The organism is Streptomyces violens (genome assembly GCF_000717745.1).
GTDB classification, from domain to species: Bacteria; Actinomycetota; Actinomycetes; order Streptomycetales; family Streptomycetaceae; genus Streptomyces; species Streptomyces violens.
The window spans coordinates 93,431-119,031 of record NZ_JOBH01000002.1 but is presented as its reverse complement, the minus strand read 5'-3'; the positions used below and the strand labels follow the sequence as shown (position 1 = coordinate 119,031).

Genomic DNA, 25,601 nt, shown 5'->3' with positions numbered 1-25,601 from the left:
CCTCGTGGGTCCTGTTGTTGGTCAAGTCGCCGGGAGAGGGCCGTGTGTGACCTGGAATTCCCGGGTGTGCGCACTGTCGGCGGAGCCGAAGAAGGGTGCCAGGCTCCGGCTGAACTCCAGGCGCTCGGGGGAATTCTGCCAGGCCGTATACGCGGCGGAGTCGGCCCACAGGGCGGTGACGACGACGCTGTCGGGTTCGTCGTCGGGGAGGAGGAGCTGAGAGGAGAGGGCGCCAGACGCTTCGAGGATGCCGGCCGCGCGGTAGTGGGCGATCAGGTCCTCGACGCGACCCGGGGCGGGCCGCAGCGTCAGCATCGTGAATCTCATGCAACAAGCGTTGCAGGAAGCTTCCTGAACATCAAGTGTTGTTTTGATGCCGTTGTGCATCTAGCGTTGCGTGCCATCTCCCCGCCCCCCACCTCCCTCGCTCCCCGTGGAGGCACTGTGACGACTTCCGAGACCGGCCGCTCGACCGCCGCCGGCCAGGATTTGTTGGTCAGACTCGACCGCCTGGAACCTGGCCGCCCGCATCGCCGCCTGATGTTCCAGGGCGGCCTGGGGTACACCTTCGACTCCTTTGACGGTGCCCTCATGGGGTACGCGCTCTCCGCGGTCATCGTGGTGTGGGGCATCACCGCGGGCACCGCCGGCTGGCTGCTGTCCTCGCTCTTCTTCGGCTACCTCGTCGGCGCGCTGGCCGCGGGCATGCTTGCCGACCGGTTCGGGCGGCGCCAGCTGATGATGTGCGCCCTCCTGCTGTTCTGCGTGTTCAGCCTGCTCATGGCCACGTCGTCCGGGACCGCCGAACTCTTTGTGTGGCGGGCCCTGTCGGGTGTCGGCATCGGCGCGGAGACGACCCTGATCGCCCCGTACATCTCCGAGTTCCTGCCCGCCCGTCACCGAGGGCGCTTCGTCGCCCGCACAGTCGGCTTCCTCGCCCTCGGATACGTCCTTGCCGGCATCGTCGCGCCACTCGTGATCGCCCCGCACCCCGAGACGGGCTGGCGTTTCGCCGCCGTTCTCGCGGCCGCGCCGGTGCTGTTGCTGCTGTGGTGGCGCAAGAGCCTGCCGGAGTCCCCGCGCTACTTGATCGCCCAAGGCCGGATCGCCGAGGCCACACAGGTCGTCGAGAAGATCGAGCGGGAAGCCGGTGCGAATGGACAGGATGCGCTGCGGACCGACGAGGACGCCCCCACTCTGGCTGCCGCTGCTCCCGCCGTCGCACCTGCCAAGCAGGGCGTCGCCCGGCAGCTGGCCGCCCTGTGGCAGGGAAGAACGGCCCGCACCACGCTCGTCCTGTGGGTGCTGTGGTTCATCCTCACCGGCGTCAACTACGGCTTCACCAGCTGGATGCCCGCCATGCTGGTGGCGGCCAAGGGCTTCACGATCACTAAGTCGTTCGTCTTCGCGCTCGTCACCGCCCTGGCCCAGATCCCCGGCTACTACGTGGCGAGCGCCCTCATCGAACGCATGGAACGCAAGTGGCTCATCGCCGCCTACGCCACCGGCGCCACCCTGGCCGCCCTCGGCGTGGCCCTGGCGGAGGGACAGGCGGCACTGCTGGTCAGTTCCGCTTTCCTCGCCGCCTTCACCAACGGCTCGGCCGCCGTCTACTACGCCTACACCGCCGAGCTCTACCCGACCGCCATCCGCACCACCGGAATGGGCGCAGCCTCCGCCGTCGGCCGGATCGGCGCGATCGTCGCCCCCATCACCATCGGCTACCTGTACCAGAGCGTCGGCTTCACCAACGTCTTCCTGGCCTTGGTCGGCTCCCTCGCCGTCGCCGTGGCCGTGATCGTCGCGTTCGGCGAGAAGACCGCCGGACGCAGCCTGGAACAGCTGGAAGGTGTCACCGCATGACCGCCCCCATCACCCCTCGCCTGCTCATCACCGGCGCCCATCTCCTCCACCCCGAGCAAGGGGAACTCACCGACGTCTCATGGATCGAGGTCGCCGACGGGCGCATCGCCGCCACCGGCACCGGCCGCGCCCCGGCCGCCGGCGACGGGGTGCGCGTGCTCGACGCGGCCGGGGCCACCGTCCTGCCCGGCCTCATCGATGCCCACGTCCACATCCTGATCACCAGCCTCGACCCCATCGAGCGCGCCTCCCACACACCCGGCTACGCGACGGTCCGCGCCCTCAAGGAGGCCGGGCGCATGCTGCGCCGCGGCTTCACCACCGTGCGGGACGTGGGCGGCGCCGATCACGGCATGACCCGGGCTCTTGCCGAGGGGCTGATGCCCGGGCCCCGGCTCGTCCACGGCGGCAAGGCGCTCTCCCAGACCGGCGGGCACGGCGACATGCGCCCGCTCTCCGACGACAGCACACCGTGCTGCGGGCACGAGCCCGGCTTCTCCCGGATCGCCGACGGCGTGGACGCCGTGCGCGCCGCCGCCCGCGACGAGTTCCGCAAGGGCGCCCGGCACCTGAAGATGCTGCTCTCCGGCGGCGTCGCCTCCCCTCACGACCAGGTCTCCGCCGTCCAGTACACCGACGAAGAAGTCCGCGCGGCCGTCACCGAGGCCGACAACCACAACAGCTACGTCACCGTGCACGCCTACCACCCCCGCGGCGTCAACCGCGCCCTGCGCGCCGGCGTCCGCTGCGTCGAGCACGGCAACCTCCTGGACGACGAGACGATCCAACTCCTGCTCGACAACGACGCCTTCCTCGTCCCCACGCTCATCACCTACGAGAAGCTGGCCGAGGCCGGCCGACAGCACGGCCTGGGCGAAGCCTCGTTCCGGAAGATCGACGACGTGCGGGAAGCCGGGCTCGGCGCGCTGGAGAAGGCACACAACGCAGGCGTGAACCTCGTCTACGGCTCCGACCTCCTCGGCCCCATGCACGACCATCAGCTCGACGAGTTCACCCTGCGCGCCCAGGTGCAGCCCAACGCCGACCTCATCCGCTCCGCCACCACAACTGCCGCACGCCTGCTGCGCATGGAAGGCCAGATAGGCACGCTCGCCACCGGCGCCCACGCCGACCTGCTCGTCATCGACGGCAACCCGCTGGAGGACATCTCCGTCCTGACCAAGCCGCAGGAGCGCCTGGAGCACGTCATCAAGGGAGGCACACCGATCTGACCTTGACGCATCCTCCCTTGCACCGCCGAAACGAGGGCGCGCGGTCAGCGCAGAGTGAGGTGCTTGCCGTCGATAGTCACGCCGTACCTCATACAGCCGACGCCGGGCAGGCGACGTGGTGGCACATCTTGCCTGTCCGGCGTCGACCCCATCAGCCCACCATGCGGGTGACGGGGTTGCCGCACGGCCTGCGTGGCCGGACTACTCGCGGCGAGGAACGGGCAAGGCCCCGTGTGACCCAACGTCCCGCGCCGTCCCAGTGCTCGGCTGCGGCGTTGTGTTCCGTGATCCATCGGGCCCTTGGCGCGCAGGTAGTGTGCGGAGATGGGCAACGGCGGGACCATCGACCCCGCCCGGCCCCAGTATCGGCCGAGCGGCGATCGAGGTCACGGATCACACCGAAAGGAGTTCCGCGGCTCCCACGTGCGTGCGGTGGTCAGTGCTCGGTGGTGCCGAGGTCGTCGGAGCAGCACCCGGCCTTCAGACGTGACCACTGGGCGAGCGGACGGCCGTCGGCACTCAGCGGATCGTCCGTGCCCGTCCACCCCTGCGGCCAGCCGGCGGGCGAGTCCTCCCAGCCCTCCTGCCGCCCGTAGACCGTCCTGTCCAGCAACGCATAGTTGTTGTCCATGGCTTCGACGCCGCGGCCTGTCGTCCAGTACGTCTCGAACACCCGGTCGCCCTGCCGCAGATAGCACGCCAGCACGAAGGGCCCCCGGCCGCCCAGCAGCGCGTCCAGGGAGTCCTGGGCCGAGTACCAGGGCATGTCCCAGCCCATGAAGTCGCGGTAGCGGACGCTCTCCTCGTACGGGCCCTGGCAGAACGTGGCGTAGGTGACGTCGCGGGAATGCAGCGCCGACAGCTCACGCACCTGCGAGGTGAAGAACGTGCAGCCCTCGCACTGCTCGGCGGCGGGCCGCCCGGTGTGCCACATGAAGTAGTAGGCGATCAGCTGTCGGCGGCCTTCGAACGTCTCCAGCAGCGTGACCGGACCGTTGGGGCCCGTCAGCGTGATGGCCGGGTCCGCCTCCACCATGGGCAGCCGCCGGCGGGCAGCGGCGATCGCGTCGCCCTCGCGGGTGTGTGCCTTCTCGCGGGTCCGCAGCGCATCCAGTTCGGCTTGCCAGGTGGCCCGGTCGACGACCTTGGGCGCGGCTGCGGTCGGATCGATGATCATGAGATTCTCCTTCGTCCCTGTGGACTGTCACCCCACCGACGAAGGGCGCCGCCCGGAATCGACATGGCGGCACGGAAATTCTCCGGATTTTTCAGAGGGCGCGGAGGCGGTTGGTCAGATACCGGCGCTCGGGCTCGGTCGGCGCCAGCTTCAGGGCCTCCTCGTACGCCGCCTTGGCCTCGGCGACCCGGCCGGCTCGGCGGAGCAGGTCGGCCCGGGTCGCGGGCAGCAGGTGGTACCGGTCGAGCCGGCCCGACGCCGTCAGCTCGTCGACCAGTGCCAGGCCGGCCGGAATCCCGTGCGCCATCGCGACCGCGACGGCACGGTTGAGCTCCACGACCGGGGAGGACACCAGCCGGCTGAGCTGCGCGTACAGCGTGGCGATCCCCGGCCAGTCCGTGCTCGCCGCGTCCGGTGCGGTGGCGTGGCAGGCGGCGATCGCAGCCTGCACCTGGTACGGCCCGGCACGCCGCATCGCCAGCGCCTCGTCGAGCGTCGCCACGCCCTCGGCGATCAGCGCCCGGTCCCACCGGGAACGGTCCTGGTCCTCCAGCGCGACCAGCACGCCGTCGACCGTACGCGTCGCGCGCCGGGCCTCGTGCAGCAGCATCAGCGCGAGCAGTCCGCGCGGCTCGGGTTCGGATGGCATCAGCCGGACCAGGACCCGGGTCAGCCGGATGGCCTCGGCGGCCGGTCCCCGGCGTAGGTCGCCCTCCCCGTCACTCTCGTGGAAGTCCTCGTCGTAGCCCTCGTTGAAGATCAGGTAGAGCACCGCGAGGACGGCGGCGAGCCGTTCCGGGAGGAGCTCGGCGGGCGGGACCCGGTAAGGGATTCCGGCCTCCTGGATCTTGCGCTTGGCGCGGACCAGGCGCTGCGCCATCGTGGGCTCGGTGGTCAGAAAGGCCCTGGCGATCTCGGCGGTGCTCAGGCCGGCCAGCGTACGCAGGGTGAGCGCGACCCGCGCCGGGAACGGCAGCGCCGGGTGGCAGCACGTGAAGATCAGCCGCAGCCGCTCGTCCGGGACGTCCGCCGTCGGCGCGCCTGTCGACGGATCCTGCGGGTCGCGGTCGCGTGCCAGCACGGCGAGTTGGCGCAGCTTGGCCGCGCCTGCCGCGTCGCGGCGCAGCCGGTCGAGCGCGCGGTTGCGGGCCGTCGTGGTGAGCCAGGCGCCCGGCCGGCGCGGCACGCCGTCGCGCGGCCAGCTCCCCAGCGCGGCGGCGAACGCGTCCTGCGCGCAGTCCTCGGCCAGGTCCCAGTCCCCTGTGAGCCCGATCAGGGTCGCGACGACTTGGCCCCACTCCTCCCGGTAGGCCGCCTCGACCGCCGCTCGTACCGGGTCGCCGGGCGCGGTCATTCCCAGACGGGGCGGATCTCGACCCCGCCCCACCGCGCGTACGGATGACCCGCGGCGATCTCGATCGCCTCGTCCAGGTCCGCGCACTCGACGATCACCACACCGCCGACGAAGTCCTTGGTCTCGGCGAACGGCCCGTCAGAAACCAGGGTTTCGCCCTCCCGGACCCGGACCGTGGTCGCGTCCACCACCGGACGCAACCGCGCGCCGACGAGCGCGCCACCACGCCGTTCCAGGTCGGCCAGCCACGCCTGATGTACGGGGTCCGCCGCAAGCTCCTCGTTGCTGGGGGAGACCGTCTCGCCGTCGCAGATCAGCAACACGTACTTCATGCGGTGGATTCTGCCGGACCGGATGGCTGCCCGGCGGCCCACGCGCGGGAGAACCCGCCGGAGGGCCACCGGGCGCCGGGCGACTCAGAGCCGGTCGAGGATCTTCTTCAGCTGCTCGACCTCGGTGGACTGGCCCTTGACCACGTCCGCCGCGAGCTTCTTGGCCGTGGCGTTCTTGCCGTTCTGCTGCTCGTCCTTGGCCATGTCGATCGCACCGTCGTGGTGGCCGATCATCATCTCCGCGAACTTCTTGTCGAAGTCCGTGCCCTTGGCGGCCTTCAGCTCCTTCATGTCCTTGGCGGTCATCATCCCGGACATCTCATGCGTCCCGCCGGAGCCGTGCTCCATGCCGCCGGAGCCGTGGTCCATGCCGGGCATGCTGCTGGGGGACTCGGGCTTGCCCCACGCCTTGAGCCAGGAGCGCATCTTCTCGATCTCCGGGCCCTGGGCCTTCGCGATCTCCGCGGCCAGTTCCTTGATCTCCGCGTCCTCGGCGCGCCCGTCGACCAGCTCGGACATCTCCATGGCCTGCTGGTGGTGGGGGATCATCATCTGCGCGAACATCACGTCCGCGTCGTTGAACTGCCCGGGGGCGGGGTTCTCACCCTTGTTCGGGGTGGCCGTTGCCGATGCCTTGCCGTCGTGGTGCTGCGAGTTGCCCGTGTCGCTGCCGCTGCCGCAGGCGGTGAGTACCAGCCCGGCGGTGACGGCTGTGGTCACCAGGGCGATACGGCGGAGCTGGGCACGGCGGCGCACACTGCGCTTGATGGTGGTCATGCGAAAACCTCGTGTGTCTGTTCTGCGGAGTGGTGTGACTCTGTACCGAACGGTGCGCGGGCAGCGAGAAGCGCGCCCGCGGTGGCGGTTCGGCCTATATCCGCAGGATCGACAGTTGGGCGAGGTCGGGTCGGGGCGGCGGGGCGTTCGGGCGGAGGGCGGCGACGAGGCCGGCGCGGAGTCGCACCAGCCAGTCGGCCCGGCTGCCGAGCGCGGCCCGGAGCAGCCCGATGAGGACGCCCGCGCCGAGGATCGCCACGCACAGGGAGGTCATGTCCATCCCCGTACCCGGCTTGTGCGACGACGGCTTCGTGCCGTCGTCATGGGAGGAGGGCGCTGCGTGCGCGACGGCCTGGACGTGTACCGATTCCGGCATCGATGCCGGTTCCGATACCGAGACCATGTCGTCGCGCGCGTGCGCGTCGTGCGAGGAGCCCTCGGGATGGCCCAGCGTGTGCATGACGAAGATGCCGAGCGCGAGCACCACGACCAGCAGCAGGTGCGCCCAGGCACCCGCTGCCCGGGTCCGCCGCCGCGCAGTCACAGTCATAACCTCCGTGACCGACCTTACCGAAGCCCGTTCACTGCCCGGCAGCCGCATATGCCTCGCTCTCGATCGGCGGGGCGCCGTCCCTACGGGGTCTTCGCGCCGACGATGCCGGTCTTCACGAGAGATTGACGGATGGCGATCGCATGCAGTGCCGTGGCCATGTCCGAGCGCTTCGGCAGGGTCGTGGTCACTTCCGAGCGCCTCCGGATACCGCCGCGCCGGATGGCGAGGGGGAGCCGCGGGGCCGCGGCGAGCGCGCTCGGTGCCGCGGTGGAGGCCGCGAGCGAGGGGTTCAGCAGGAGACGGGTGATGCCCAGCGGGGTGGTCAGGGCCCGTAGGGCCGGCTCGGAGAGCTTGATCCACGCCTGGCCGGGGCCGAGCGTGCTGACCAGCTGGGGCAGGGTGGTGAAGCCGACGGCGGTACGTTCGCCGAGCGGCGTACGGAACAGGCGGGCCGCATATCCGGCAGGCCCGGGCCGGACGGGTACGTACAGTGCTCCCGCCCGGCCCCGGCCACGCGTTTCCGGCTCTTCGGCCGGTGAGACGACGTCTGTCATGGCATTTCCTCCTTGAGGAGCAGGGGTCCTCCGGGGCGCGCCAGAAACCATGTGCCCGCTGGAGCGGAAAAACGTACGCGTCCTGACGTGTTGCTGACGGAAATCCGGCGTTCGGTGACGGGACGTCGACGAACGGCTGCGATGCGTGAACCCAAGGGGAGAGCTTGTGGCCTCTTCTGAGCGGCCTCGGGCACGTTCGCGTACGGTGGGAGAGCGGCAGCCCGTCCATGGCCCGGCACTGTCAACCCCCGGCAGTCGGCCAGAATTCGGGCGGAATCAGCCCTGCCGTATTGTCCGGTTCATGACAAGAGCGCGCGCGTGATCTCCTCGCGGCATGAGACCAGCCGGAAGCATCAGGATCACCGTCGCTGCCATGGCCGCCTCAGCCTTACTGGGCGCCCTCGGCAGCACCGCACAGGCCGCCGGGCCCGGTGCCGGCGAGGGCAGCCGCCTTCCCGGAGTACAGGTCGACCGTGACACCGCGAAGTCCAGTACGGTACGCGCCTACTGGACCCCCGAGCGCAGAGCCGAGGCCATGGCCAACCCCGCCGACGCGGGCACCGCCCACGCGCCCTCCGCGCAGCAGCAGAGAACCCCGAAGCAGAGAACCCCGGAGCGGAGCACCCCGACCGGCCGCGCCGACCTGCCCGACGTGTCGATGTCCGCCGGCCCGACGCCCCCGAAGGGCGCCACCGGGAGCGCGGACCGCAACGCGCGGCCGGCCGCCGACCCCGAGCTGTCCCGGTCGCTGCGCACGCCGTTCCCGCACCGGTGGCCGTGGCGGCAGACCGGACTCCTCCTGTTCCAGCAGGCCAACGGGAAGCCCGCACAGTGCACGGCGTCCGTCATCACGCACGAGAACCGCTCCACGCTGTGGACCGCCGCGCACTGCCTCTACGACAAGGAGAGCGGCGGCTGGACCAAGAACAGCATCTTCCTGCCGGGTTCCAAGGGCGGTGACGCCCCGTACGGCGTGTGGGTCAAGGACTACTCCGTCGTCCCCCAGCAGTGGATCGACGAACCCGACTACCGCTACGCGGACATGGGCGCGATGGTCGTCAAGAAGGACGAGCAGCGCGGTTACCTTCAGGACGAGGTCGGCGCCTACGGGTACGAGTTCCGCTCCAACTCCCCGGAGAACGACCTGGTCTTCTCCCTCGGCTACCCCGGCCGCGGCTACAACCGGCCGGACAGCGACTTCAGCGGCGAGGACCAGATGTACTGCGCCGGCGACACCGTGGATGCCTCCGAGTGGAATCCGCTGGACGATCGGCTCCGGATGGACTGCGACATGGGCGGCGGCGCGTCCGGCGGTCCGATGGTCAAGAACCTGGTCAGCGCGCCGCAGATCGTCGGCACCAACAGCCACCGCAACGTGGACTCGGACGGCAACTACACGGACAACCACCTGTACTCCTCCGAACACGGCGCACCGGCCGTCGCCGTGTACCAGGCAGTCGAGTAACACCCTTTCGGGTTCGGTGAGTTGAAGTGCTGTCCTCAGCCCTCCGTCAGGGCCCGTAGCCCCACGTTCAGTTGGAGGACGTTGACCCGCGGTTCACCCATGAAGCCCGCGACGCGGCCCTCGGTGTGCTTCTTCACCAGCTCGGCCACCTGCGCGACGGGGAGGTGGTTGCGCTCCGCGACGCGGTGGATCTGGAGGCGGGCGTACTGCGGGGAGATGTCCGGGTCCAGGCCGGAGCCGGAGGAGGTGACCGCGTCGGCGGGTACCTGGGAGGGCCGTACCCGGTAACCGGGCACGCTGTTGTCCTTGATGACGGCGGCCTTGGCGTCCTCGACCCAGGTCAGCAGCTCCGGGCTGTCGGCGGAGCGGTTGGTCGCGCCGGAGACGAGGAGCCTGTACTGGGTGTTGACGGTGTTGGTGCCGAGGCCGTTGGCGGGGCGGGGCTGGAACCACTTCAGGTCCGGCCGCGGGGTCTGCTCGCCCTTCAGCGGCAAGTCGTAGCGCTGTCCGATCAGTTCGGAGCCGACCACCTTGCCGTCGGCCTCGATCTCCGAGCCGTTGGCCTGGTGGGGGAAGAGGCTCTGGGCGATGCCGGTGACCGCGAGCGGGTAGAGCACGCCGCACACGACGGTCAGGAGCAGCAGGGCGCGCAGGCCCGCGCCGACGAGCCGGGCGGTGTGGAGGACCGAGTTGTTCATGACCGTGATCAGCCGATTCCGGGGATGAGGGAGAGAAGCAGGTCGATGAGTTTGATGCCGAGGAAGGGGGCGACGAGGCCGCCGAGCCCGTAGAGCCCGAGGTTGCGGCGGAGCATCTTGTCCGCGCTGGTCGGCCGGTACTGGACGCCTTTCAGGGCCAGCGGTACCAGCGCGATGATGATCAGCGCGTTGAAGATGACCGCGGCGAGGATCGCGGAGTCGGGAGAGGACAGCCGCATGATGTTGAGCTTGTCCAGGCCCGGATAGACCGCGGCGAACAGCGCCGGGATGATCGCGAAGTACTTGGCGACGTCATTGGCGATCGAGAAGGTCGTCAACGCGCCCCGGGTGATGAGCAGTTGCTTGCCGATCTCGACGATCTCGATCAGCTTGGTGGGGTTGGAGTCGAGGTCGACCATGTTGCCGGCCTCCTTGGCGGCGGAGGTGCCGGTGTTCATGGCCACGCCCACGTCCGCCTGGGCCAGCGCCGGAGCGTCGTTCGTGCCGTCGCCCGTCATCGCGACCAGCTTGCCGCCGGCCTGCTCCCGCTTGATGAGCGCCATCTTGTCCTCGGGCGTGGCCTCGGCGAGGAAGTCGTCCACGCCCGCCTCGTCCGCGATGGCCTTGGCGGTCAGCGGGTTGTCACCCGTGATCATGACGGTCTTGATGCCCATCCGGCGCAGCTCCTCGAACCGCTCCCGCATCCCCTCCTTCACCACGTCCTTGAGGTGGATGACGCCCAGCACCCGTGCCCCGTCGGCGTCCTCGACGGCGACCAGCAGGGGCGTGCCGCCTTGTTGCGAGATGGCGTTGACGATCTCGCCGGCGTCCTCGGGGACCGTGCCACCCTCTTCCCTGACCCAGGCGAGGACCGAACCGGCCGCGCCCTTACGGATGCTGCGCCCGTCGACGTCGACGCCCGACATCCGGGTCTGCGCGGTGAAGGCGATCCACTCCGCGTGCGCGAGCTCCCCCTGAGTGCGCTCGCGCAGCCCGTACTTCTCCTTGGCCAGCACGACGACGGAGCGGCCTTCGGGGGTCTCGTCGGCCAGCGAGGAGAGTTGGGCGGCGCTCGCGACATCGGAGGCGGTGGTGCCGCGTACGGGGACGAACTCGGCGGCCTGCCGGTTGCCGAGGGTGATCGTGCCGGTCTTGTCCAGCAGGAGGGTGGAGACGTCGCCCGCGGCCTCGACGGCACGTCCGGACATCGCCAGGACGTTGCGCTGGACGAGGCGGTCCATGCCGGCGATGCCGATCGCGGAGAGCAGCGCGCCGATCGTGGTCGGGATGAGGCAGACCAGCAGGGCCACCAGGACGACCAGGGTCAGATGCCTGCCCGCGTACGACGCGAACGGCGGCAGGGTGGTCACGGCGAGCAGGAAGACGATCGTGAGGGACGCGAGCAGGATGTTCAGCGCGATCTCGTTGGGTGTCTTCTGCCGGGCCGCGCCCTCGACCAGGTTGATCATCCGGTCGATGAACGTCTCGCCGGGCTTGGCCGTGATCCTGATGACGATGCGGTCGGACAGCACCTTGGTACCGCCGGTGACCGCGGAACGGTCGCCGCCGGACTCCCGGATGACCGGCGCCGATTCGCCCGTGATCGCGGACTCGTCGACCGACGCCACGCCCTCGACGACGTCGCCGTCACCGGGGATGACGTCGCCCGCCTCGCACACCACCCGGTCGCCGACGCGCAGTGCGGTACCGGGAGCGTGCTCCTCCGTGTCACCGGCGAGGCGGCGGGCCACGGTGTCGGTCTTGGCCTTGCGCAGGGTGTCCGCCTGGGCCTTGCCGCGGCCCTCGGCCACGGCCTCCGCCAGGTTCGCGAAGAGGACGGTCAGCCAGAGCCAGGCACTGATCGTCCAGCCGAACCAGTCACCCGGGTCCGTGAAGGAGAACGCGGTGGTCAGCGCCGAGCCGACCAGGACCACGAACATCACGGGTGACTTCACCATGACGCGCGGGTCGAGCTTGCGTACCGCGTCCGGCAGCGACTTCACCAACTGCCCGGGAGCGAACAGGCCGGCGCCGACGCGCCCTTGACTCTCGTGTCCGGTCGGCAGGTCCTGGTGCGGGGCGCGGGTGGGCGGAGCGGTGGGCAGCACGTGTTCTTGCTTCACGGTGTCGGCTTTTTGCTTCGTGGTGTCGATGGTCATGACGCCAGTCCTTCGGCGAGCGGGCCCAGCGCGAGGGCGGGGAAGTAGGTCAGGCCGGTGATGATCAGGATCGAGCCGACCAGCAGGCCGGTGAACAGCGGTTTCTCCGTACGGAGGGTGCCCGCGGTGACCGGCGTAGGCGCCTGCTCGGCGAGAGAGCCGGCCAGCGCGAGGACGAAGATCATCGGCAGGAAGCGGCCGAGCAGCATGGCCAGCCCGATGGTGGTGTTGAACCACGGGGTGTCGGCGTTGAGCCCGGCGAAGGCCGAACCGTTGTTGTTGGCGCCGGAGGTGTAGGCGTACAGGATCTCCGAGAAGCCGTGCGCACCGGAGTTGGCCATCGAGTGCGGCGGTGTGGGCAGGGCCATCGCGGCGGCGGTGAAACACAGCACCAGCGCCGGGGTGATGAGGATGTAGCAGGCGGCGAGCTTGATCTGCCGCGTGCCGATCTTCTTGCCCAGGTACTCGGGCGTCCGCCCGACCATCAGCCCGGCGAGGAACACCGCGATGATCGCCATGATCAGCATCCCGTACAGCCCGGAGCCCACGCCGCCGGGCGCGATCTCGCCCAACTGCATGCCCAGCAGCGTGAGACCGCCGCCGAAGCCGGTGAGGGAGGAGTGGAAGGCATCGACCGCGCCGGTCGAGGTGAGGGTGGTGGCGACGGCGAAGATCGAGGAGCCGCCGATGCCGAAGCGGGTCTCCTTGCCCTCCATCGCGCCGCCCGCGGCCTGCAGCGCGGGCCCGCCGTGGTGGAACTCGGTCCACATCATCAGGGCGGTGAAGCCCACCCAGATCACGGCCATCGTGCCGAGCAGCGCATAGCCCTGCTTGAGCGAGCCGACCATCCGGCCGAAGGTCCGGGTCATCGCGAAGGGGATGAGCAGGATCAGGAAGACCTCGAAGAGGTTGGTGAAGCCGTTGGGGTTCTCGAAGGGGTGGGCGCTGTTGGCGTTGGCGAGACCGCCACCGTTGGTGCCCAGCTCCTTGATGACCTCCTGCGAGGCATAGGCGCCGCCCTGCCACTGCTGCTGACCGCCCAGGAACTGGCCGACCTCGTGAATGCCGGCGAAGTTCTGGATCGCGCCGCAGGCGACCAGGATGATCGCGCCGATGACGGATATCGGCAGCAGGATGCGGACGGTGCCGCGTACCAAGTCGGCCCAGAAGTTGCCCAGTTCGCCGGTACGAGACCTGGCGAAGCCGCGTACGAGAGCGACCGCGACGGCCATGCCGACCGCCGCCGAGACGAAGTTCTGTACCGCCAGGCCGCCGGTCTGCACGACGTGGCCCATGGCCTGTTCGCCCGCGTACGACTGCCAGTTGGTGTTGGAGACGAAGGAGGCGGCGGTGTTGAACGCCTGGTCCGGGTCGATCGAGGCGAAGCCGAGCGAGCCGGGCAGGGAGCCCTGGAGCCGCTGCAGCAGGTACAGGAAGAGCACGCCGGCCGCGGAGAAGACCAGCACCCCGCGCAGGTACGCGGGCCAGCGCATCCCCGTGTCCGGGTGGGCGCCGATGCCCTTGTAGATCCACTTCTCCACTCGCAGGTGGCGCGGCGAGGAGTAGACCCGGGCCATGTAGTCACCGAGCGGGCGGTACGCGAGCGCCAGCGCGGCCATCAGTGCCAGCAGCTGGAGCACGCCGGCAAGTACGGGGCTCATGTCGCGCTCAGAACCTCTCGGGGTCGATGAGGGCGAGGACGAGATAGCCCAGCAGGGCGGCGGCCACGACGAGGCCGACGATGTTTTCGGTGGTCACAGCTTCGTGACCCCCTTGGCGACGAGGGCCACCAGCGCGAAGACCGCGAGCGTGGTGACGACGAAGGCCACGTCGGCCATCGAGAGCTCCTGAACGAGTGGAGGGGTGAACTGACAGTCAGAGCAAACCGCCGTTCCGAGCCCTTGCCCTCGCCGTTGACGGCTCCCTTACGGGGGCGGCCCCGCGCTTGATGGCTTTCTAACGGGTGTACGCAGGCTCTCCGGGGCTGTCACCCTCCGCGAGCGCCTTGATGCCCTTCAGGGTCGCCTCCATGCCCGTACGCAGCTCGGCGAGGCGGGCCTCGATCAGCTGCTCCTCCCGGTCGGGCATGCGGGCGATGATGACGCTGAGCCCGGAGGCGCCGGGGCCGATGCGCACGGAGTGCCGTACGAGGACGTGCCCGGGGGCGGGCTCCAGGACGAAACGCCAGGTCGCGAGGGCTTGTGCGGGGTCCTCCACCGGTGCGCCGAACCGGCCGCCGGTGTCCAGGACGGCCCAGCCGAGCTCGCGCTCGGCGGCGACCGTCATGATCTGCGAGACGGTCTGCCACTCGCCGATCTTCGGGTGGCGGTTGTGCCCGGTGAAGCGTGCGTCCGGCGCGGGCGCGGTGGCGCCGTCGAGCCATTCCACGCGGTGCAGTTCAGGGCTCAGCCGGACGGGCAGGCCGATGTCGCCGACCAGCTCCCAGACCCGCGGCGCGGCCGCCGCGATCCGTATCTCGCACTCGGCCACCGGGCCGTCGGCGTAACGCATCGTGTGCCCCTGTCTCCCTCGGTCCCCTCGGTCGAGGAGAAGGTACTGACCGCCGGGACGGGCGGCAGCGGCGGGGTGGCCCCGGCGGTGGCCTTCGGCGGACTGCCGCGATGCGGGCACCGCGGGCTTGCCGCGAGCGTTGCGGGACGCCTCCGGGCGCGTGATGATGGCTGCCTGGGAGCGGCTGCGCCGGGCGCGGCGCGCCGGCCACAAGGGAGCGAGCCATGGCCGAACCGGGTGACATGCGGCAGACGTACGCATTCAGCTGCACCGGATGCGGACACGCCTGGAAGCAGAGCTACGAGATCGCGATCGTCACCGACGTCGCGGGCCAGCGCTCACAGGAGTACCGCATCGAAGGGCGCAGGGTGCGCTCCCCGCTGACCTCACCGGTCTGCCCGCACTGCGAGAGCCGGCGGGTGCACGCGGTGCCGGTCGGGCTGGCCGAGCGGGCCCTCCAGGCGGAGACCGCGCCGCAGTCCCGCCCCGAGCGCCATGAGCACACCCCGCACATCCCGCACGGCCCCCATTTCCACCTGCGGCGCCACTCCGGCCGGACGCGCGACGAGAACGGCTAGCGGCTGCAGGACGGCTGGACGCGCGACGAGGACGGCTGGAGGCTGCAGGACAGCTAGGGGCTGACCGCCAGCACCAGATACGCCGCCAGCAGCGCCAGGTGGACGCCGCCCTGAAGGGGCGTGGCGCGCCCCGGGATGACCGTCAGGGTGCCGACGACCACGGTGAGGGCGAGCAGCACCATGTGCGTCGCACCGAGGCCGAGGACGAGCGGGCCGCTCAGCCAGATGGACGCCGCCGCGACCGCGGGAATGGTCAGACCGATGCTCGCCATGGCCGATCCGAGCCCGAGGTTCAGGCTCGTCTGCACGCGGTCGCGGGTGGCCGCCCGTACCGCCGCGATGGTCTCCGGCAGCAGGACCAGCAGCGCGATCACCACGCCGACCACGGAGGACGGCAGCCCCGCCGCGGCCACCCCGGCCTCGATCGTCGGCGACACCGCCTTGGCCAGCCCGACCACGCCGACCAGCGCCAGGGCCAGCAGGCCCAGGCTGGTCAGGGCCGTCCGCCGGGTGGGCGGATCGGCGTGGTCGTCCTCGTCGATCACCTTGCCGGACGAGGACACCGGGAGGAAGTAGTCCCGGTGCCGCACGGTCTGGGTGGCGACGAAGAGCCCGTAGAGCACCACGGCCGCGAGCGCGGCGAAGATCAGCTGTGCGGGTGCGAACTCCGGCCCCGGCTTGCTCGTGGTGAAGGTCGGCAGGACGAGGCTGAGGCCCGCCAGCGTGGCCACGGTCGCGAACGCCGCGCCCGTACCCTCCGGATTGAACACCGCGACCCGCCGCCGCAACGCCCCCACCAGCAGACACAGCCCGACGATGCCGTTGCAGGTGATCATCACGGCGGCGAAGACGGTGTCCCGGGCGAGCGAGGCGGACTTGTCCCCGCCGTCGGTCATCAGGGTGAGGATGAGCGCGACCTCGATGATGGTCACCGCGACGGCGAGCACGAGCGACCCGAACGGCTCGCCCACCCGGTGGGCCACCACCTCGGCGTGGTGCACCGCCGCGAGCACCGCGCCGGCGAGGAAGCACGCCACTAGGGCCACGACCGGGCCGGGCAGCGAACGGCCCCAGGCGAGCGCGAGCAGGACGACGGCGAGCACGGGAAGGGCGGCGGTCCAGTGACCGGCGACCGCCCGGACGGTACGCAGCATGGCTCGACCTTCTCAGATCGCCCGGCGGGCTGCGCGCGCAAGAGGTGCGCGTCCGCCCCTTCCGTATTACTGGAACACGTTCTACCGTGCGGGCGACCCTACGGACCGTCAGCCCACGGCAGCGACGGGCCGTCAGACCGGTACAGGGAGGGGCCGTGCACCTCGAATACACGCCCGAACAGCAGCGGCTGCGCGCCGAGCTGCGGACCTACTTCGCCCAACTGGTGCCGGACAACGCGTACGCGCGGTACGCGGCACCCGCCGAACGGAAGCGGTTCTACCGCGAGACGGTCCGCCGCCTCGGCGCCGACGGCTGGCTCGGCGTCGGCTGGCCGAAGGAGTACGGCGGCCGCGGCCTCACGCCGATGGAGCAGTTCGTCTTCTTCGACGAGGCGGCCCAGGCAGGCGTGCCGCTGCCCCTGATGGCGCTGAACACCGTCGGCCCGACGATCATGAAGTACGGCAGCAACGAGCAGAAGGCGCACTTCCTGCCGAAGATCCTCTCCGGCGAGATCGACTTCGCGATCGGGTACAGCGAACCCGACGCGGGCACCGATCTGGCGGCCCTGAAAACCCGTGCGGTGCGGGATGGGGACTCCTACGTCGTCAACGGGCAGAAGATCTGGACCACCAACGGGGACACCGCCGACTGGGTGTGGCTGGCCGTCCGTACCGACCCCGAAGCACCGGCCCACAAGGGCATCAGCATGCTCCTCGTCCCCACCAGTGACCCTGGCTACTCCTGCACCCTCATCAACACCCTCGCCGGCCACGACACCACCGCGAGCTACTACGAGAACGTCCGCGTCCCCGTGAGCCGCCGGGTCGGCGCGGAGAACGAGGGCTGGCGCATCATCACCAACCAGCTCAACCACGAGCGCGTCACCCTCGCCGCGCACGGCACGATGGCCATCCGCGCGCTGCACGACGTCCAGCGCTGGGCCGTGGAGACCAAGCTCGCCGACGGCCGGCGCGTCATCGACCTGGGCTGGGTCCGCACCCGGCTGGCCCGCACGCACACGAAACTGGACGCCCTGAAGCTCCTGAACTGGCGGATGGTCGACGCGCTCCAGCGCGCCGCCCTCACCCCGCAGGACGCCTCCGCCGTCAAGGTGTACGGCTCGGAGGCGCGCCGGGACGCCTACGCCTGGCTGCTGGAGGTGGTCGGCGCCGCCGGGCCGCTGAAGGAGGGCTCGGCGGGCGCGGTGCTCCACGGCGAGCTGGAGCGCGGCTACCGCTCGGCCGTCATCTTCACCTTCGGCGGCGGGAACAACGAGATCCAGCGGGAGATCATCTCCTGGATCGGCCTGGGGATGCCCCGCGTGCGCAGATGATCTCCGGTGGGGCCGGCCCCCGGCCGACCCTCCCGCCGGTCCCCGTACGCGCGCTGCTGTGGCGGCGGGTGGCCTCACTGGCGTACGAGGCGCCCCCTCCGTACGCGCACGAGCTGTACGGCAGGCCGGTGCCGTCCCCTGCGGCCGTCGACCGGCGGCTGCGCGCCGCGGGACGCGTACCGCGGGCGGTCCCGCCGACCGGGCGCCGGCAGCTGCCGCCGAAACACCTCCTGCGCGCGGTGGCCGGACTCGGACCCGGCACCCGCCCGTCGGCCTACAAGCTGTGCCGCCCGGCCGCCATACTGAGGGCTCACGGTGCTCAGGGGGAGCCACAGGAGTGACGACGGCGACGGGGGGCGGCAGCAGGCGATGGGGGAGAGCAGGCTGATCCACGGCCGTTACCGGCTGATCGATCTGATCGGCCGCGGAGGCATGGGCGAGGTGTGGCGGGCCCGGGACGAGTCCCTGGGCCGTCAGGTCGCGGTGAAGTGCCTCAAGCCGCTGGGGCAGCAGCAGGACCCGTCGTTCATGCGGGTGCTGCGCGAGCGGTTCCGGCGCGAGGCGCGGGTGGCCGCGGGGCTGCAGCACCGCGGCATCACCGTCGTGCACGACTTCGGCGAGGACGACGACATTCTGTACATCGTCATGGAGCTGCTGGACGGGCGCAATCTCAGCCAGCTTCTGGAGGACAACCGAAAGGACCCGCTGCCCGTACCGGACTTCGTCGACATCGCCGACCAGGTGTCAGCGGCGCTCGCGTATACGCACGAGCAAGCGGTCGTGCACCGGGACCTGAAGCCCGCGAACATCGTCCGGATAGCGGACGGCACGGTGAAGATCTGCGACTTCGGCATCGCCCGGCTCGGCCACGACATCGGTTTCACCGCTCGCCTCACCGGTACCGGCATCGCCATGGGTACCCCGCACTACATGTCACCCGAGCAGATCGCGGGCGGCACCATCGACCACCGCAGCGACCTGTACTCGCTGGGCTGCGTGCTGTACGAACTGGCCACGGGCGTCCCGCCGTTCGAATTCGACGACGCCTGGGCCGTGCTCGTCGGCCACCGCGACACCGCGCCCGAACCGCTCCGCAAGCGCCGCCCCGACCTCCCCGAGCCGTACGAGCGCATCGTCCTCGACCTGCTCGCCAAGGACCCCGACGACCGCCCGCGCGACGCCGCCGAGCTGGGCAAGCGCATCGCCACCGCCCGCACCCCGCAGTCGGCCGGCGCGGGGCTGCCCTCCTGGGCCGCCGGTATGCGGGTCGGCGCCGGCGCGCGGCGGGCCCGCACGCCCGGCACACCGTCCCGAGGCGCCGTCGGCGAGCTCACCGGCGCCTGGACCGCGGGCTTCGAGCCGTGCCGCCCCGAGGAGGGCGCTCCGCCCGCCCGGGAACGCCCCACCCCTTCGCCCGCGACGCTCGCCGCGCTCGCCGGCCGGCACAACGCCGGGCTGAGCCTGGGCCGGCTCGGGCGCTGGGAGGAGGCGGGCGAGGTGCACCGCGCGGTCGCCGCCGAACGGGACCACCTGCTCGGCCCCGACCACCGCGACACCCTCGCCAGCCGCTTCGAAGTGGCCTTCACCCTCTCGCGCTCGGGCCGCTTCGCCGACGCGCTGCGCGAGTACGAGGCGGTCGCGGCGGGCCGCGAGCGGACGCTCGGCCCCGAGCACGCCGACACGCTCGCGGCGCGCCAGGAGACCGCGTACGTACTCGGCCGGCTGGGCCGCCACTTCGAGGCGCACCAGGTCTACACGGCGGTACTGGCGGACCGTGACCGCTCCATGGGCGCCGACCACCCCGACACCCTGCGCTGCCGCCACAACCTCGCCTTCAACCTCAGCCGCCTCGGCCGCCTGGAGGACTCGTACGAGATGGCGCGGGAGGTCGCGGCGGCGCGCGCCCGGGTGCTCGGCGAACGCCACCCCGACACCCTTGTGACGCGCTGCGAGGTGGCCTACACGCTCGGCCGCCTGGGCCGCTGGCCCGAAGCGCTGCGCACCTACCAGGACGTGGCCGCGGCGCGCGCACAGGCGCTCGGCCCCGACCACCCCGACACGCTCGCCGCGACGTACGAGGTGGGGATAAGCCTCGGCCGGCTCGGCCGCAGCGCGGAGGCCCTGGCGCTCTACCGGGACCTGGTGGCGGCCCGTACGGAGGCGCAGGGGGCGGAGGACCCGGAGACGCTGCGCGCCCGGCACGGCCTCGGCGTCAACCTCGGGCGGCTCGGCCGTTGGGAGGAGGCGCTGGCCGAGGCCCGTGAGGTGTGCGCGCTGCGCGAGAAGGTGCTCGGTGCCGACCACCCGGACACGCTCGTCAGCCGCCGCGAGGTCGCGGTGGGGCTGGGCTGGCTGACCCGCTGGGCCGAGGCGCTGTCGGTCTACCGGCAGGTCGCCGAGGCCCGCGAGCGGGTGTTCGGGCCCGACCACCCCGACGCGCTGGCCAGCCGCACCGATGAGGCGCACTGCCTGGAGCAGCTCGGCCGCGCCGCCGAGGCGGTCGGGCTGTACCGCCGGGTGGCGGCACTGCGGCAGCAGCGAGGGACGCAGGGGCACTGAGGAGGTGCTGATCGAACAGGACTGGAAGTGACCGTTCCTGTTCGTTGTCGACCGGAGGAGTACCCACCTCTGGCCGGTACTGATCGCTCCGTGCTACCAAGAGACATGCCGGAACGGACGTCCTATGACGTGATCATTGTCGGCGGCGGGCACAACGGGCTCGTCGCCGCCGCCTATCTCGCCCGCGCCGGGCGCAGCGTGCTCGTACTCGAACGGCTGGACCACACGGGTGGCGCCGCCGTTTCCACCAGGGCCTTCGCCGGAATCGACGCCCGGCTCTCCCGCTACTCCTACCTCGTCAGCCTGCTGCCCCCGAAGATCGTGCAGGACCTTGGGCTGCGCTTCGCCGTCCGTAAACGCACCGTCTCCTCCTACACGCCCACCGACCGCGACGGCCACCCCGGCGGCCTCCTCGTGGGCGGCGGACCGGCCCGCACCCGTGCCGCGTTCGAAGCACTGACCGGCTCCGACCGCGAGTACGAGGCGTGGGAACGCTTTTACGGGACCACCGCCCGGCTCGCGGAGCGCGTCTTCCCCACCCTCACCGAACCGCTCCCCACCCGCGCCGAGCTGCGCGCCCGGATCGACGACGAGGACGCCTGGCAGGCGCTGTTCGAGCAGCCGGTCGGCGAGACGATCGAGAAGAACTTCGCCGACGACCTCGTACGCGGCGTCGTCCTCACCGACGGACTGATCGGCACGTTCGCCTCCGCACACGATCCGTCCCTGCGGCAGAACCGCTGCTTCCTGTACCACGTCATCGGCGGCGGCACCGGCGACTGGGACGTGCCCATCGGCGGCATGGGCGCGCTCACCGACGCGCTGGCCCGTGCCGCCCGGCAGGCGGGCGCGGAGATCGCCACCGGGCACGAGGTGACCGGCCTGGCCACCGACGGCAAGGCGGCCGAAGTGACGTGTGCACAGGGCACGTTCGCCGCCCGCCACGTCCTGGTGAACGCCGCCCCCCAGACGCTGGCCGCCCTCCTCGGAGAGCAGCCGCCCGAGCCCCCCGAAGGCGCCCAGCTCAAGGTCAACATGTTGCTGACGCGGCTGCCCCGGCTGCGGGACGAGACCGTCGACCCGCGCGAGGCGTTCTCCGGCACTTTCCACATCGCCGAGGGCTACGAGCAGTTGGAGACCGCCTACCAGCAGGCCGCGGCCGGCCAACTGCCCACCGCACCGCCCAGCGAGATCTACTGCCACTCGCTGACCGATCCCTCCATCCTCGCCCCCGACCTGGTGCGCCAGGGCTACCAGACCCTCACCCTGTTCGGGCTGCACACCCCGGCGCGGCTCTTCGCGGCCGACAACGACGCGGCCCGGGAACGCCTCTTGCAGGCCACCGTCGAACAGCTCGACGCGCACCTCGCCGAGCCATTGGCCGACTGCCTGGCCCATGACGCCGACAGCCGCCCCTGCATCGAGGCGAAGTCCCCACTGGACCTGGAACGCGACCTGCGCCTCCCGGGCGGCAACATCTTCCACGGCGATCTGTCCTTCCCGTACGCGGAGGACGCCACGGAGGACGCTGGGGAGGACACCCCCGCCGCCCGCTGGGGCGTCGCCACCGCGCACCCGAATGTCCTGCTGTGCGGCGCGGGCGCCCTCAGGGGCGGCGGCGTCAGCGGCATCCCGGGGCACAACGCGGCGATGGCGGTACTGGAGGGCTGAGGGCCTGCTGCTCTCTAGGGACCGGCTGCGCATACGAGGCGCAGCACCGCGTCCAGCCCGCGCACCGCCCCCGGGGCGGCGCCGGCCGGCAGCACGTAGGACCGCAGACCGCTGCCCGCCGCGCCGCCGTCCTTGGCCGGGTGGTCGCCCACCATCAGGGTCTCGGCGGACGCGACACCCAGCTGTCGGCAGGCGTACCCGAACAGCGCCGGATCGGGCTTCTCCGTGTCGTGCTCGAAGGAGTGCACCCACGCGGAGAAGTACCGGTCGAGCCCGTGATGCGCGAACGTCGGGCGCAGGTCCCAGCCGACGTCACTGACCACACCGAGCGCGATACCGCGCCCAGCGAGGGCCTCCAGCGTCTCCGCGGCGTCCGCGTACGGGCGCCAGTGCTCCGGCGAGCGCAACTGCTCGTACAGCGCCTCCGCGACCGGCACGAGGCCCGGCACGGACGCGTACCACGTCGTGAACGCGTGCCTGTGGGCCGCCGCGGAGACGTCGCGGCCCCGCTGCGCCGCGACGACCGCGGGCTCCGCCAGACCGGCTTCCAGGCCCGCCAGGAGGGCGTCCATCGCCGCCTCGCTCACGGGGGAGCCGATCGCGGCACGTATGCGGTCGGCGTACGACGCGATCTGGAAGAGCGTGCCGGAGAAGTCGAAGAGCACGGCGCGTACAGGGGGCGGGCGCAGCGGGCTGTCCGGGGCGCGCAGCGGGCCCTCGGGGCCGCAGACGGGGAGAGGTCTCATGGCAGGGATCTTCCTATGGCCCTCGATAAAACTGACGTGGCGTCAGAAAATCTCTTCCCTCGTGCGGCGCGCTGCGGCATCCTGCGCGCATGCAGACGGAGTTGAGCAGCACACTGGGTGTCGAGCACGCCGTCTTCGGGTTCACGCCGTTCCCCGCCGTGGCCGCGGCGATCTCCCGGGCCGGCGGGTTCGGCGTGCTCGGCGCGGTACGGTACGCGGCCGCCGACGACCTCGCGCGCGATCTGGACTGGATGCAGGAGCACACCGATGGCCTGCCGTACGGCCTGGACGTCGTGATGCCCGCCAAGAAGGTCGAGGGTGTCACCGAGGCGGACATCGAGGCGATGATCCCGGAGGAGCATCGTGCCTTCGTCGAGCGGACACTCGACAAACACGGGGTGCCGCCGCTTCCCGAAGGCGCGGCGCCCGGGTGGCGGATCACCGGCTGGATGGAGCAGGTCGCCCGCTCCCAGCTGGACGTCGCCTTCGACTACCCGATCAAACTGCTGGCCAACGCACTGGGATCGCCGCCCGGCGACATCGTTCAACGAGCCCACGAGCACGGCATCCTGGTCGCCGCGCTGGCCGGCAGCCCAAGGCACGCCCGGCACCACCAGGAAGCCGGCATCGACATCATCGTCGCCCAGGGGTACGAGGCGGGCGGGCACACCGGCGAGATCGCCACGATGGTGCTGACCCCCGAAGTCGTGCGCGCCGTCGACCCGCTCCCCGTACTGGCCGCGGGCGGCATCGGCACCGGCGAGCAGATCGCCGCCGGCCTCGCCCTCGGGGCGCAGGGCGTCTGGCTCGGCTCGGTCTGGCTGACCACCGAGGAGGCCGAGCTGCACTCGCCGCGGCTCACCCGGAAGCTGCTCGCGGCCGGCCCCGGTGACACCGTCCGCTCGCGCGCCCTCACGGGCAAGCCCGCGCGCCAGCTCCGTACGGAGTGGACCGACGCCTGGGACGACCCGGCGGGTCCAGGGCCGCTGCCCATGCCCCTGCAGGGCCTGCTGGTCGCCGACGCGCTCTCGCGCATCCAGAAGTACGAGACCGAGCCGCTGCTCGGCACCCCCGTCGGCCAGATCGTCGGACAAATGAACAGCACCCGCAGCGTGCAGGCCGTCTTCGACGACCTCACCCGCGGCTTCGAACGCGCCATCGACCGCATCAACCGGATCGCGGGTCGCGCCTGATCCGCCCGAAGGGAGCTCGGCCATGTCGCAACCCCCCAACGGCTTCTGGGCCCAGGCCGCCGCGGACCCGGACCGTACGGTCCTGATCGCGCCGGACGGCGAGGAGTGGACCGCGGGCCGGCTGCTCGCCGCCTGCAACCGGCTCGTCCACGGGCTGCGCGCCGCGGGCCTCGAACGGGGCGACGCGTTCGCCGCCGTGCTGCCCAACGGCGTGGAGTTCTTCACCGCCCACCTCGCCGCCACCCAGGCGGGCTTCTACCTCGTCCCGGTCAACCACCACCTTGTCGGCCCGGAGATCGCCTGGATCGTGGCCGACTCCGGGGCGAAGGTGCTGATCGCCCACGAGCGGTTCGCCGCCGCGGCGCGCGCCGCCGCGGACGAGGCCGGAGTGCCCGCTGAGCGCCGCTACGCGGTCGGTACGGCCGACGGCTTCCGCCCGTACCCGGAACTCCTCGCCGGACAGCCGGAGACGGCTCCTGAGGGCCGCACGCTCGGCTGGGTCATGAACTACACCTCGGGCACCACCGGACGCCCGCGCGGCATCCGCCGCCCGCTGCCCGGCAAGCGCCCCGAAGAGACTCACCTCGGCGGCTTCCTCGGGATCTTCGGCATCAAGCCGTTCGACGACAACGTGCATCTGGTGTGCTCACCGCTGTACCACACCGCCGTCCTGCAGTTCTCCGCCGCCGCCCTGCACATCGGCCACCGGCTCGTCCTGATGGACCGCTGGACACCCGAAGAGATGCTGCGCCTCATCGACACCTACAGGTGCACGCACACCCACATGGTCCCCACCCAGTTCCACCGGCTGCTCGCCCTCCCGGAGGAGACCAGGAAGCGGTACGACGTCTCCTCGATGCGGCACGCCATCCACGGCGCCGCGCCCTGCCCCGACCACGTCAAACGCGCCATGATCGACTGGTGGGGACGGTGCGTGGAGGAGTACTACGCGGCCAGCGAGGGCGGCGGCGCGTTCGCCACCGCCGAGGACTGGCTCAAGAAGCCCGGCACGGTCGGCAGGCCCTGGCCCATCAGCGAACTGGCCGTCTTCGACGACGACGGCCGCTGCCTCCCGGCCGGCGAGCTGGGCACCGTCTACATGAAGATGGCCACCGGCGGCTTCCGCTACCACAAGGACGACGGCAAGACCGAGCAGAACCGTATCGGCGACTTCTTCACCGTCGGCGACCTCGGCTACCTCGACGAGGACGGCTACCTCTTCCTCCGCGACCGCAAGATCGACATGATCATCTCCGGCGGCGTCAACATCTACCCCGCCGAGATCGAGGCCGCGCTGCTCGGCCACCCCGCCGTCGCCGACGCCGCCGCCTTCGGCATCCCGCACGACGACTGGGGCGAGGAGGTCAAGGCCGTCGTCGAGCCGGCGGACGGCCACGTGCCGGACGAAGCGCTGGCCGCCGACATCCTGGCCCACTGCGCCACCCGGCTGGCCGGCTACAAGCGCCCCAAGAGCGTCGACTTCATCCCCACCATGCCCCGCGACCCGAACGGCAAGCTCTACAAGAGGCGACTGCGCGCGCTGTACTGGGAGGGCCGGGAACGCGCGCTCTGAGGTACGGCGCGGAGGCGCGCTTTGAGGTACGGCGCCGATGGGCGCTCTGAGGAGCGGTGCGGCGGGCGTTTCTGAGGTGCAGCGCGGCGGCTGGGGTTCCGGGGGCCGGCGCGTCCCG

At 71.2% G+C, this 25,601-nt stretch carries 23 protein-coding genes and 1 pseudogene; 10 read left to right on the top strand and 14 right to left on the bottom strand.

Features of this window, described 5'->3' with window-relative positions; all coding sequences use genetic code 11:
* Nucleotides 1-21: 21 nt before the first annotated feature.
* On the bottom strand, nucleotides 22-327 hold the full coding sequence (locus tag IF04_RS0103810; RefSeq protein ID WP_157847597.1) for an antibiotic biosynthesis monooxygenase family protein: 306 nt from the start codon (nucleotides 325-327) through the stop codon (nucleotides 22-24).
* Between the two features lie 117 nt (nucleotides 328-444).
* Here IF04_RS0103810 and IF04_RS0103805 point away from each other — a divergent pair, with 117 nt between their 5' ends.
* Both IF04_RS0103805 and IF04_RS0103800 read left to right on the top strand, forming a co-directional pair.
* Entirely contained in the window at nucleotides 445-1,863 is a 1,419-nt protein-coding gene (locus IF04_RS0103805) for an MFS transporter (protein WP_157847596.1), read from the top strand.
* Nucleotides 1,860-3,095, top strand: coding sequence for a metal-dependent hydrolase family protein (locus IF04_RS0103800; RefSeq protein WP_030250814.1), 1,236 nt, complete (start codon nucleotides 1,860-1,862; stop codon nucleotides 3,093-3,095). Before IF04_RS0103805 ends, IF04_RS0103800 begins: the two co-directional genes overlap by 4 nt.
* 436 nt (nucleotides 3,096-3,531) lie before the next feature.
* Here the strand turns inward: IF04_RS0103800 and IF04_RS0103795 are convergent, their stop codons facing one another.
* The 6 genes from IF04_RS0103795 to IF04_RS35465 all read right to left on the bottom strand — a co-directional run bounded on the left by IF04_RS0103795 (nucleotide 3,532) and on the right by IF04_RS35465 (nucleotide 7,842).
* Nucleotides 3,532-4,272, bottom strand: coding sequence for a DUF899 family protein (locus IF04_RS0103795; RefSeq protein WP_030250812.1), 741 nt, complete (start codon nucleotides 4,270-4,272; stop codon nucleotides 3,532-3,534).
* 91 nt (nucleotides 4,273-4,363) lie between these two features.
* Nucleotides 4,364-5,626, bottom strand: coding sequence for an RNA polymerase sigma factor (locus IF04_RS0103790; RefSeq protein WP_030250809.1), 1,263 nt, complete (start codon nucleotides 5,624-5,626; stop codon nucleotides 4,364-4,366).
* Nucleotides 5,623-5,958 (bottom strand): YciI family protein, encoded by a 336-nt coding sequence (locus IF04_RS0103785; protein WP_030250806.1) that lies wholly within the window; start codon nucleotides 5,956-5,958, stop codon nucleotides 5,623-5,625. The genes IF04_RS0103790 and IF04_RS0103785 overlap by 4 nt, the downstream gene beginning before the upstream one ends.
* Nucleotides 5,959-6,042: 84 nt before the next feature.
* Complete coding sequence (locus IF04_RS0103780; protein ID WP_030250804.1) at nucleotides 6,043-6,735, bottom strand: DUF305 domain-containing protein; 693 nt, start codon at nucleotides 6,733-6,735, stop codon at nucleotides 6,043-6,045.
* Nucleotides 6,736-6,829: 94 nt separating this feature from the next.
* On the bottom strand, nucleotides 6,830-7,285 hold the full coding sequence (locus IF04_RS0103775; protein ID WP_051830661.1) for a DUF6153 family protein: 456 nt from the start codon (nucleotides 7,283-7,285) through the stop codon (nucleotides 6,830-6,832).
* An 83-nt stretch (nucleotides 7,286-7,368) separates the two neighbouring features.
* Nucleotides 7,369-7,842 carry an SAV_915 family protein gene (locus IF04_RS35465; protein ID WP_063829432.1) on the bottom strand — a complete coding sequence of 158 codons (474 nt, stop codon included), beginning with the start codon at nucleotides 7,840-7,842 and terminating at the stop codon, nucleotides 7,369-7,371.
* Nucleotides 7,843-8,215: 373 nt separating this feature from the next.
* Between IF04_RS35465 and IF04_RS0103765 the strand changes: the two genes are divergently transcribed.
* Nucleotides 8,216-9,307, top strand: a complete 1,092-nt coding sequence (locus IF04_RS0103765; RefSeq protein ID WP_030250801.1) for a trypsin-like serine peptidase — start codon at nucleotides 8,216-8,218, stop codon at nucleotides 9,305-9,307.
* Between the two features lie 35 nt (nucleotides 9,308-9,342).
* On the opposite strand, the gene IF04_RS0103760 is transcribed toward IF04_RS0103765, so the two are convergent.
* The 5 genes from IF04_RS0103760 to IF04_RS0103735 form a co-directional block, all read right to left on the bottom strand.
* Nucleotides 9,343-10,005 carry a potassium-transporting ATPase subunit C gene (locus IF04_RS0103760; protein WP_030250798.1) on the bottom strand — a complete coding sequence of 221 codons (663 nt, stop codon included), beginning with the start codon at nucleotides 10,003-10,005 and terminating at the stop codon, nucleotides 9,343-9,345.
* A gap of 8 nt (nucleotides 10,006-10,013) precedes the next feature.
* A complete protein-coding gene (gene kdpB, locus IF04_RS0103755; protein ID WP_211259765.1) occupies nucleotides 10,014-12,164 on the bottom strand; it encodes a potassium-transporting ATPase subunit KdpB in 2,151 nt (716 codons plus the stop codon).
* Entirely contained in the window at nucleotides 12,161-13,825 is a 1,665-nt protein-coding gene (gene kdpA, locus IF04_RS0103750) for a potassium-transporting ATPase subunit KdpA (RefSeq protein ID WP_030250792.1), read from the bottom strand. Before kdpA ends, kdpB begins: the two co-directional genes overlap by 4 nt.
* 7 nt (nucleotides 13,826-13,832) lie before the next feature.
* Nucleotides 13,833-13,922 carry a K(+)-transporting ATPase subunit F gene (gene kdpF, locus IF04_RS36900; RefSeq protein ID WP_037958241.1) on the bottom strand — a complete coding sequence of 30 codons (90 nt, stop codon included), beginning with the start codon at nucleotides 13,920-13,922 and terminating at the stop codon, nucleotides 13,833-13,835.
* Between the two features lie 198 nt (nucleotides 13,923-14,120).
* Nucleotides 14,121-14,675: an SRPBCC family protein gene (locus IF04_RS0103735; RefSeq protein WP_030250790.1), complete on the bottom strand. Its 555-nt coding sequence runs from the start codon at nucleotides 14,673-14,675 to the stop codon at nucleotides 14,121-14,123.
* A gap of 224 nt (nucleotides 14,676-14,899) precedes the next feature.
* Here IF04_RS0103735 and IF04_RS36440 point away from each other — a divergent pair, with 224 nt between their 5' ends.
* On the top strand, nucleotides 14,900-15,253 hold the full coding sequence (locus tag IF04_RS36440; RefSeq protein WP_051830660.1) for a hypothetical protein: 354 nt from the start codon (nucleotides 14,900-14,902) through the stop codon (nucleotides 15,251-15,253).
* 53 nt (nucleotides 15,254-15,306) lie between these two features.
* On the opposite strand, the gene IF04_RS0103725 is transcribed toward IF04_RS36440, so the two are convergent.
* On the bottom strand, nucleotides 15,307-16,407 hold the full coding sequence (locus tag IF04_RS0103725) for a calcium:cation antiporter (protein ID WP_030250785.1): 1,101 nt from the start codon (nucleotides 16,405-16,407) through the stop codon (nucleotides 15,307-15,309).
* 155 nt (nucleotides 16,408-16,562) lie between these two features.
* On the opposite strand from IF04_RS0103725, the gene IF04_RS0103720 reads away from it, so the two are divergent.
* From IF04_RS0103720 to IF04_RS0103705, 4 genes and pseudogenes are all read left to right on the top strand, one after another.
* Entirely contained in the window at nucleotides 16,563-17,741 is a 1,179-nt protein-coding gene (locus IF04_RS0103720; protein ID WP_030250782.1) for an acyl-CoA dehydrogenase family protein, read from the top strand.
* Between the two features lie 20 nt (nucleotides 17,742-17,761).
* Nucleotides 17,762-18,082: pseudogene (locus tag IF04_RS0103715) on the top strand (oxygenase MpaB family protein); the annotation flags it as partial.
* Nucleotides 18,083-18,110: 28 nt separating this feature from the next.
* Entirely contained in the window at nucleotides 18,111-20,300 is a 2,190-nt protein-coding gene (locus IF04_RS0103710; RefSeq protein ID WP_030250775.1) for a serine/threonine-protein kinase, read from the top strand.
* A gap of 105 nt (nucleotides 20,301-20,405) precedes the next feature.
* On the top strand, nucleotides 20,406-21,971 hold the full coding sequence (locus IF04_RS0103705) for a phytoene desaturase family protein (protein WP_030250770.1): 1,566 nt from the start codon (nucleotides 20,406-20,408) through the stop codon (nucleotides 21,969-21,971).
* 14 nt (nucleotides 21,972-21,985) lie between these two features.
* Here the strand turns inward: IF04_RS0103705 and IF04_RS0103700 are convergent, their stop codons facing one another.
* Nucleotides 21,986-22,717: an HAD family hydrolase gene (locus IF04_RS0103700; protein WP_030250767.1), complete on the bottom strand. Its 732-nt coding sequence runs from the start codon at nucleotides 22,715-22,717 to the stop codon at nucleotides 21,986-21,988.
* Nucleotides 22,718-22,806: 89 nt separating this feature from the next.
* Here IF04_RS0103700 and IF04_RS0103695 point away from each other — a divergent pair, with 89 nt between their 5' ends.
* Both IF04_RS0103695 and IF04_RS0103690 read left to right on the top strand, forming a co-directional pair.
* Nucleotides 22,807-23,910 carry an NAD(P)H-dependent flavin oxidoreductase gene (locus IF04_RS0103695; RefSeq protein ID WP_030250763.1) on the top strand — a complete coding sequence of 368 codons (1,104 nt, stop codon included), beginning with the start codon at nucleotides 22,807-22,809 and terminating at the stop codon, nucleotides 23,908-23,910.
* 22 nt (nucleotides 23,911-23,932) lie between these two features.
* Nucleotides 23,933-25,483, top strand: a complete 1,551-nt coding sequence (locus IF04_RS0103690; protein WP_030250760.1) for an acyl-CoA synthetase — start codon at nucleotides 23,933-23,935, stop codon at nucleotides 25,481-25,483.
* Nucleotides 25,484-25,601 lie beyond the last annotated feature (118 nt).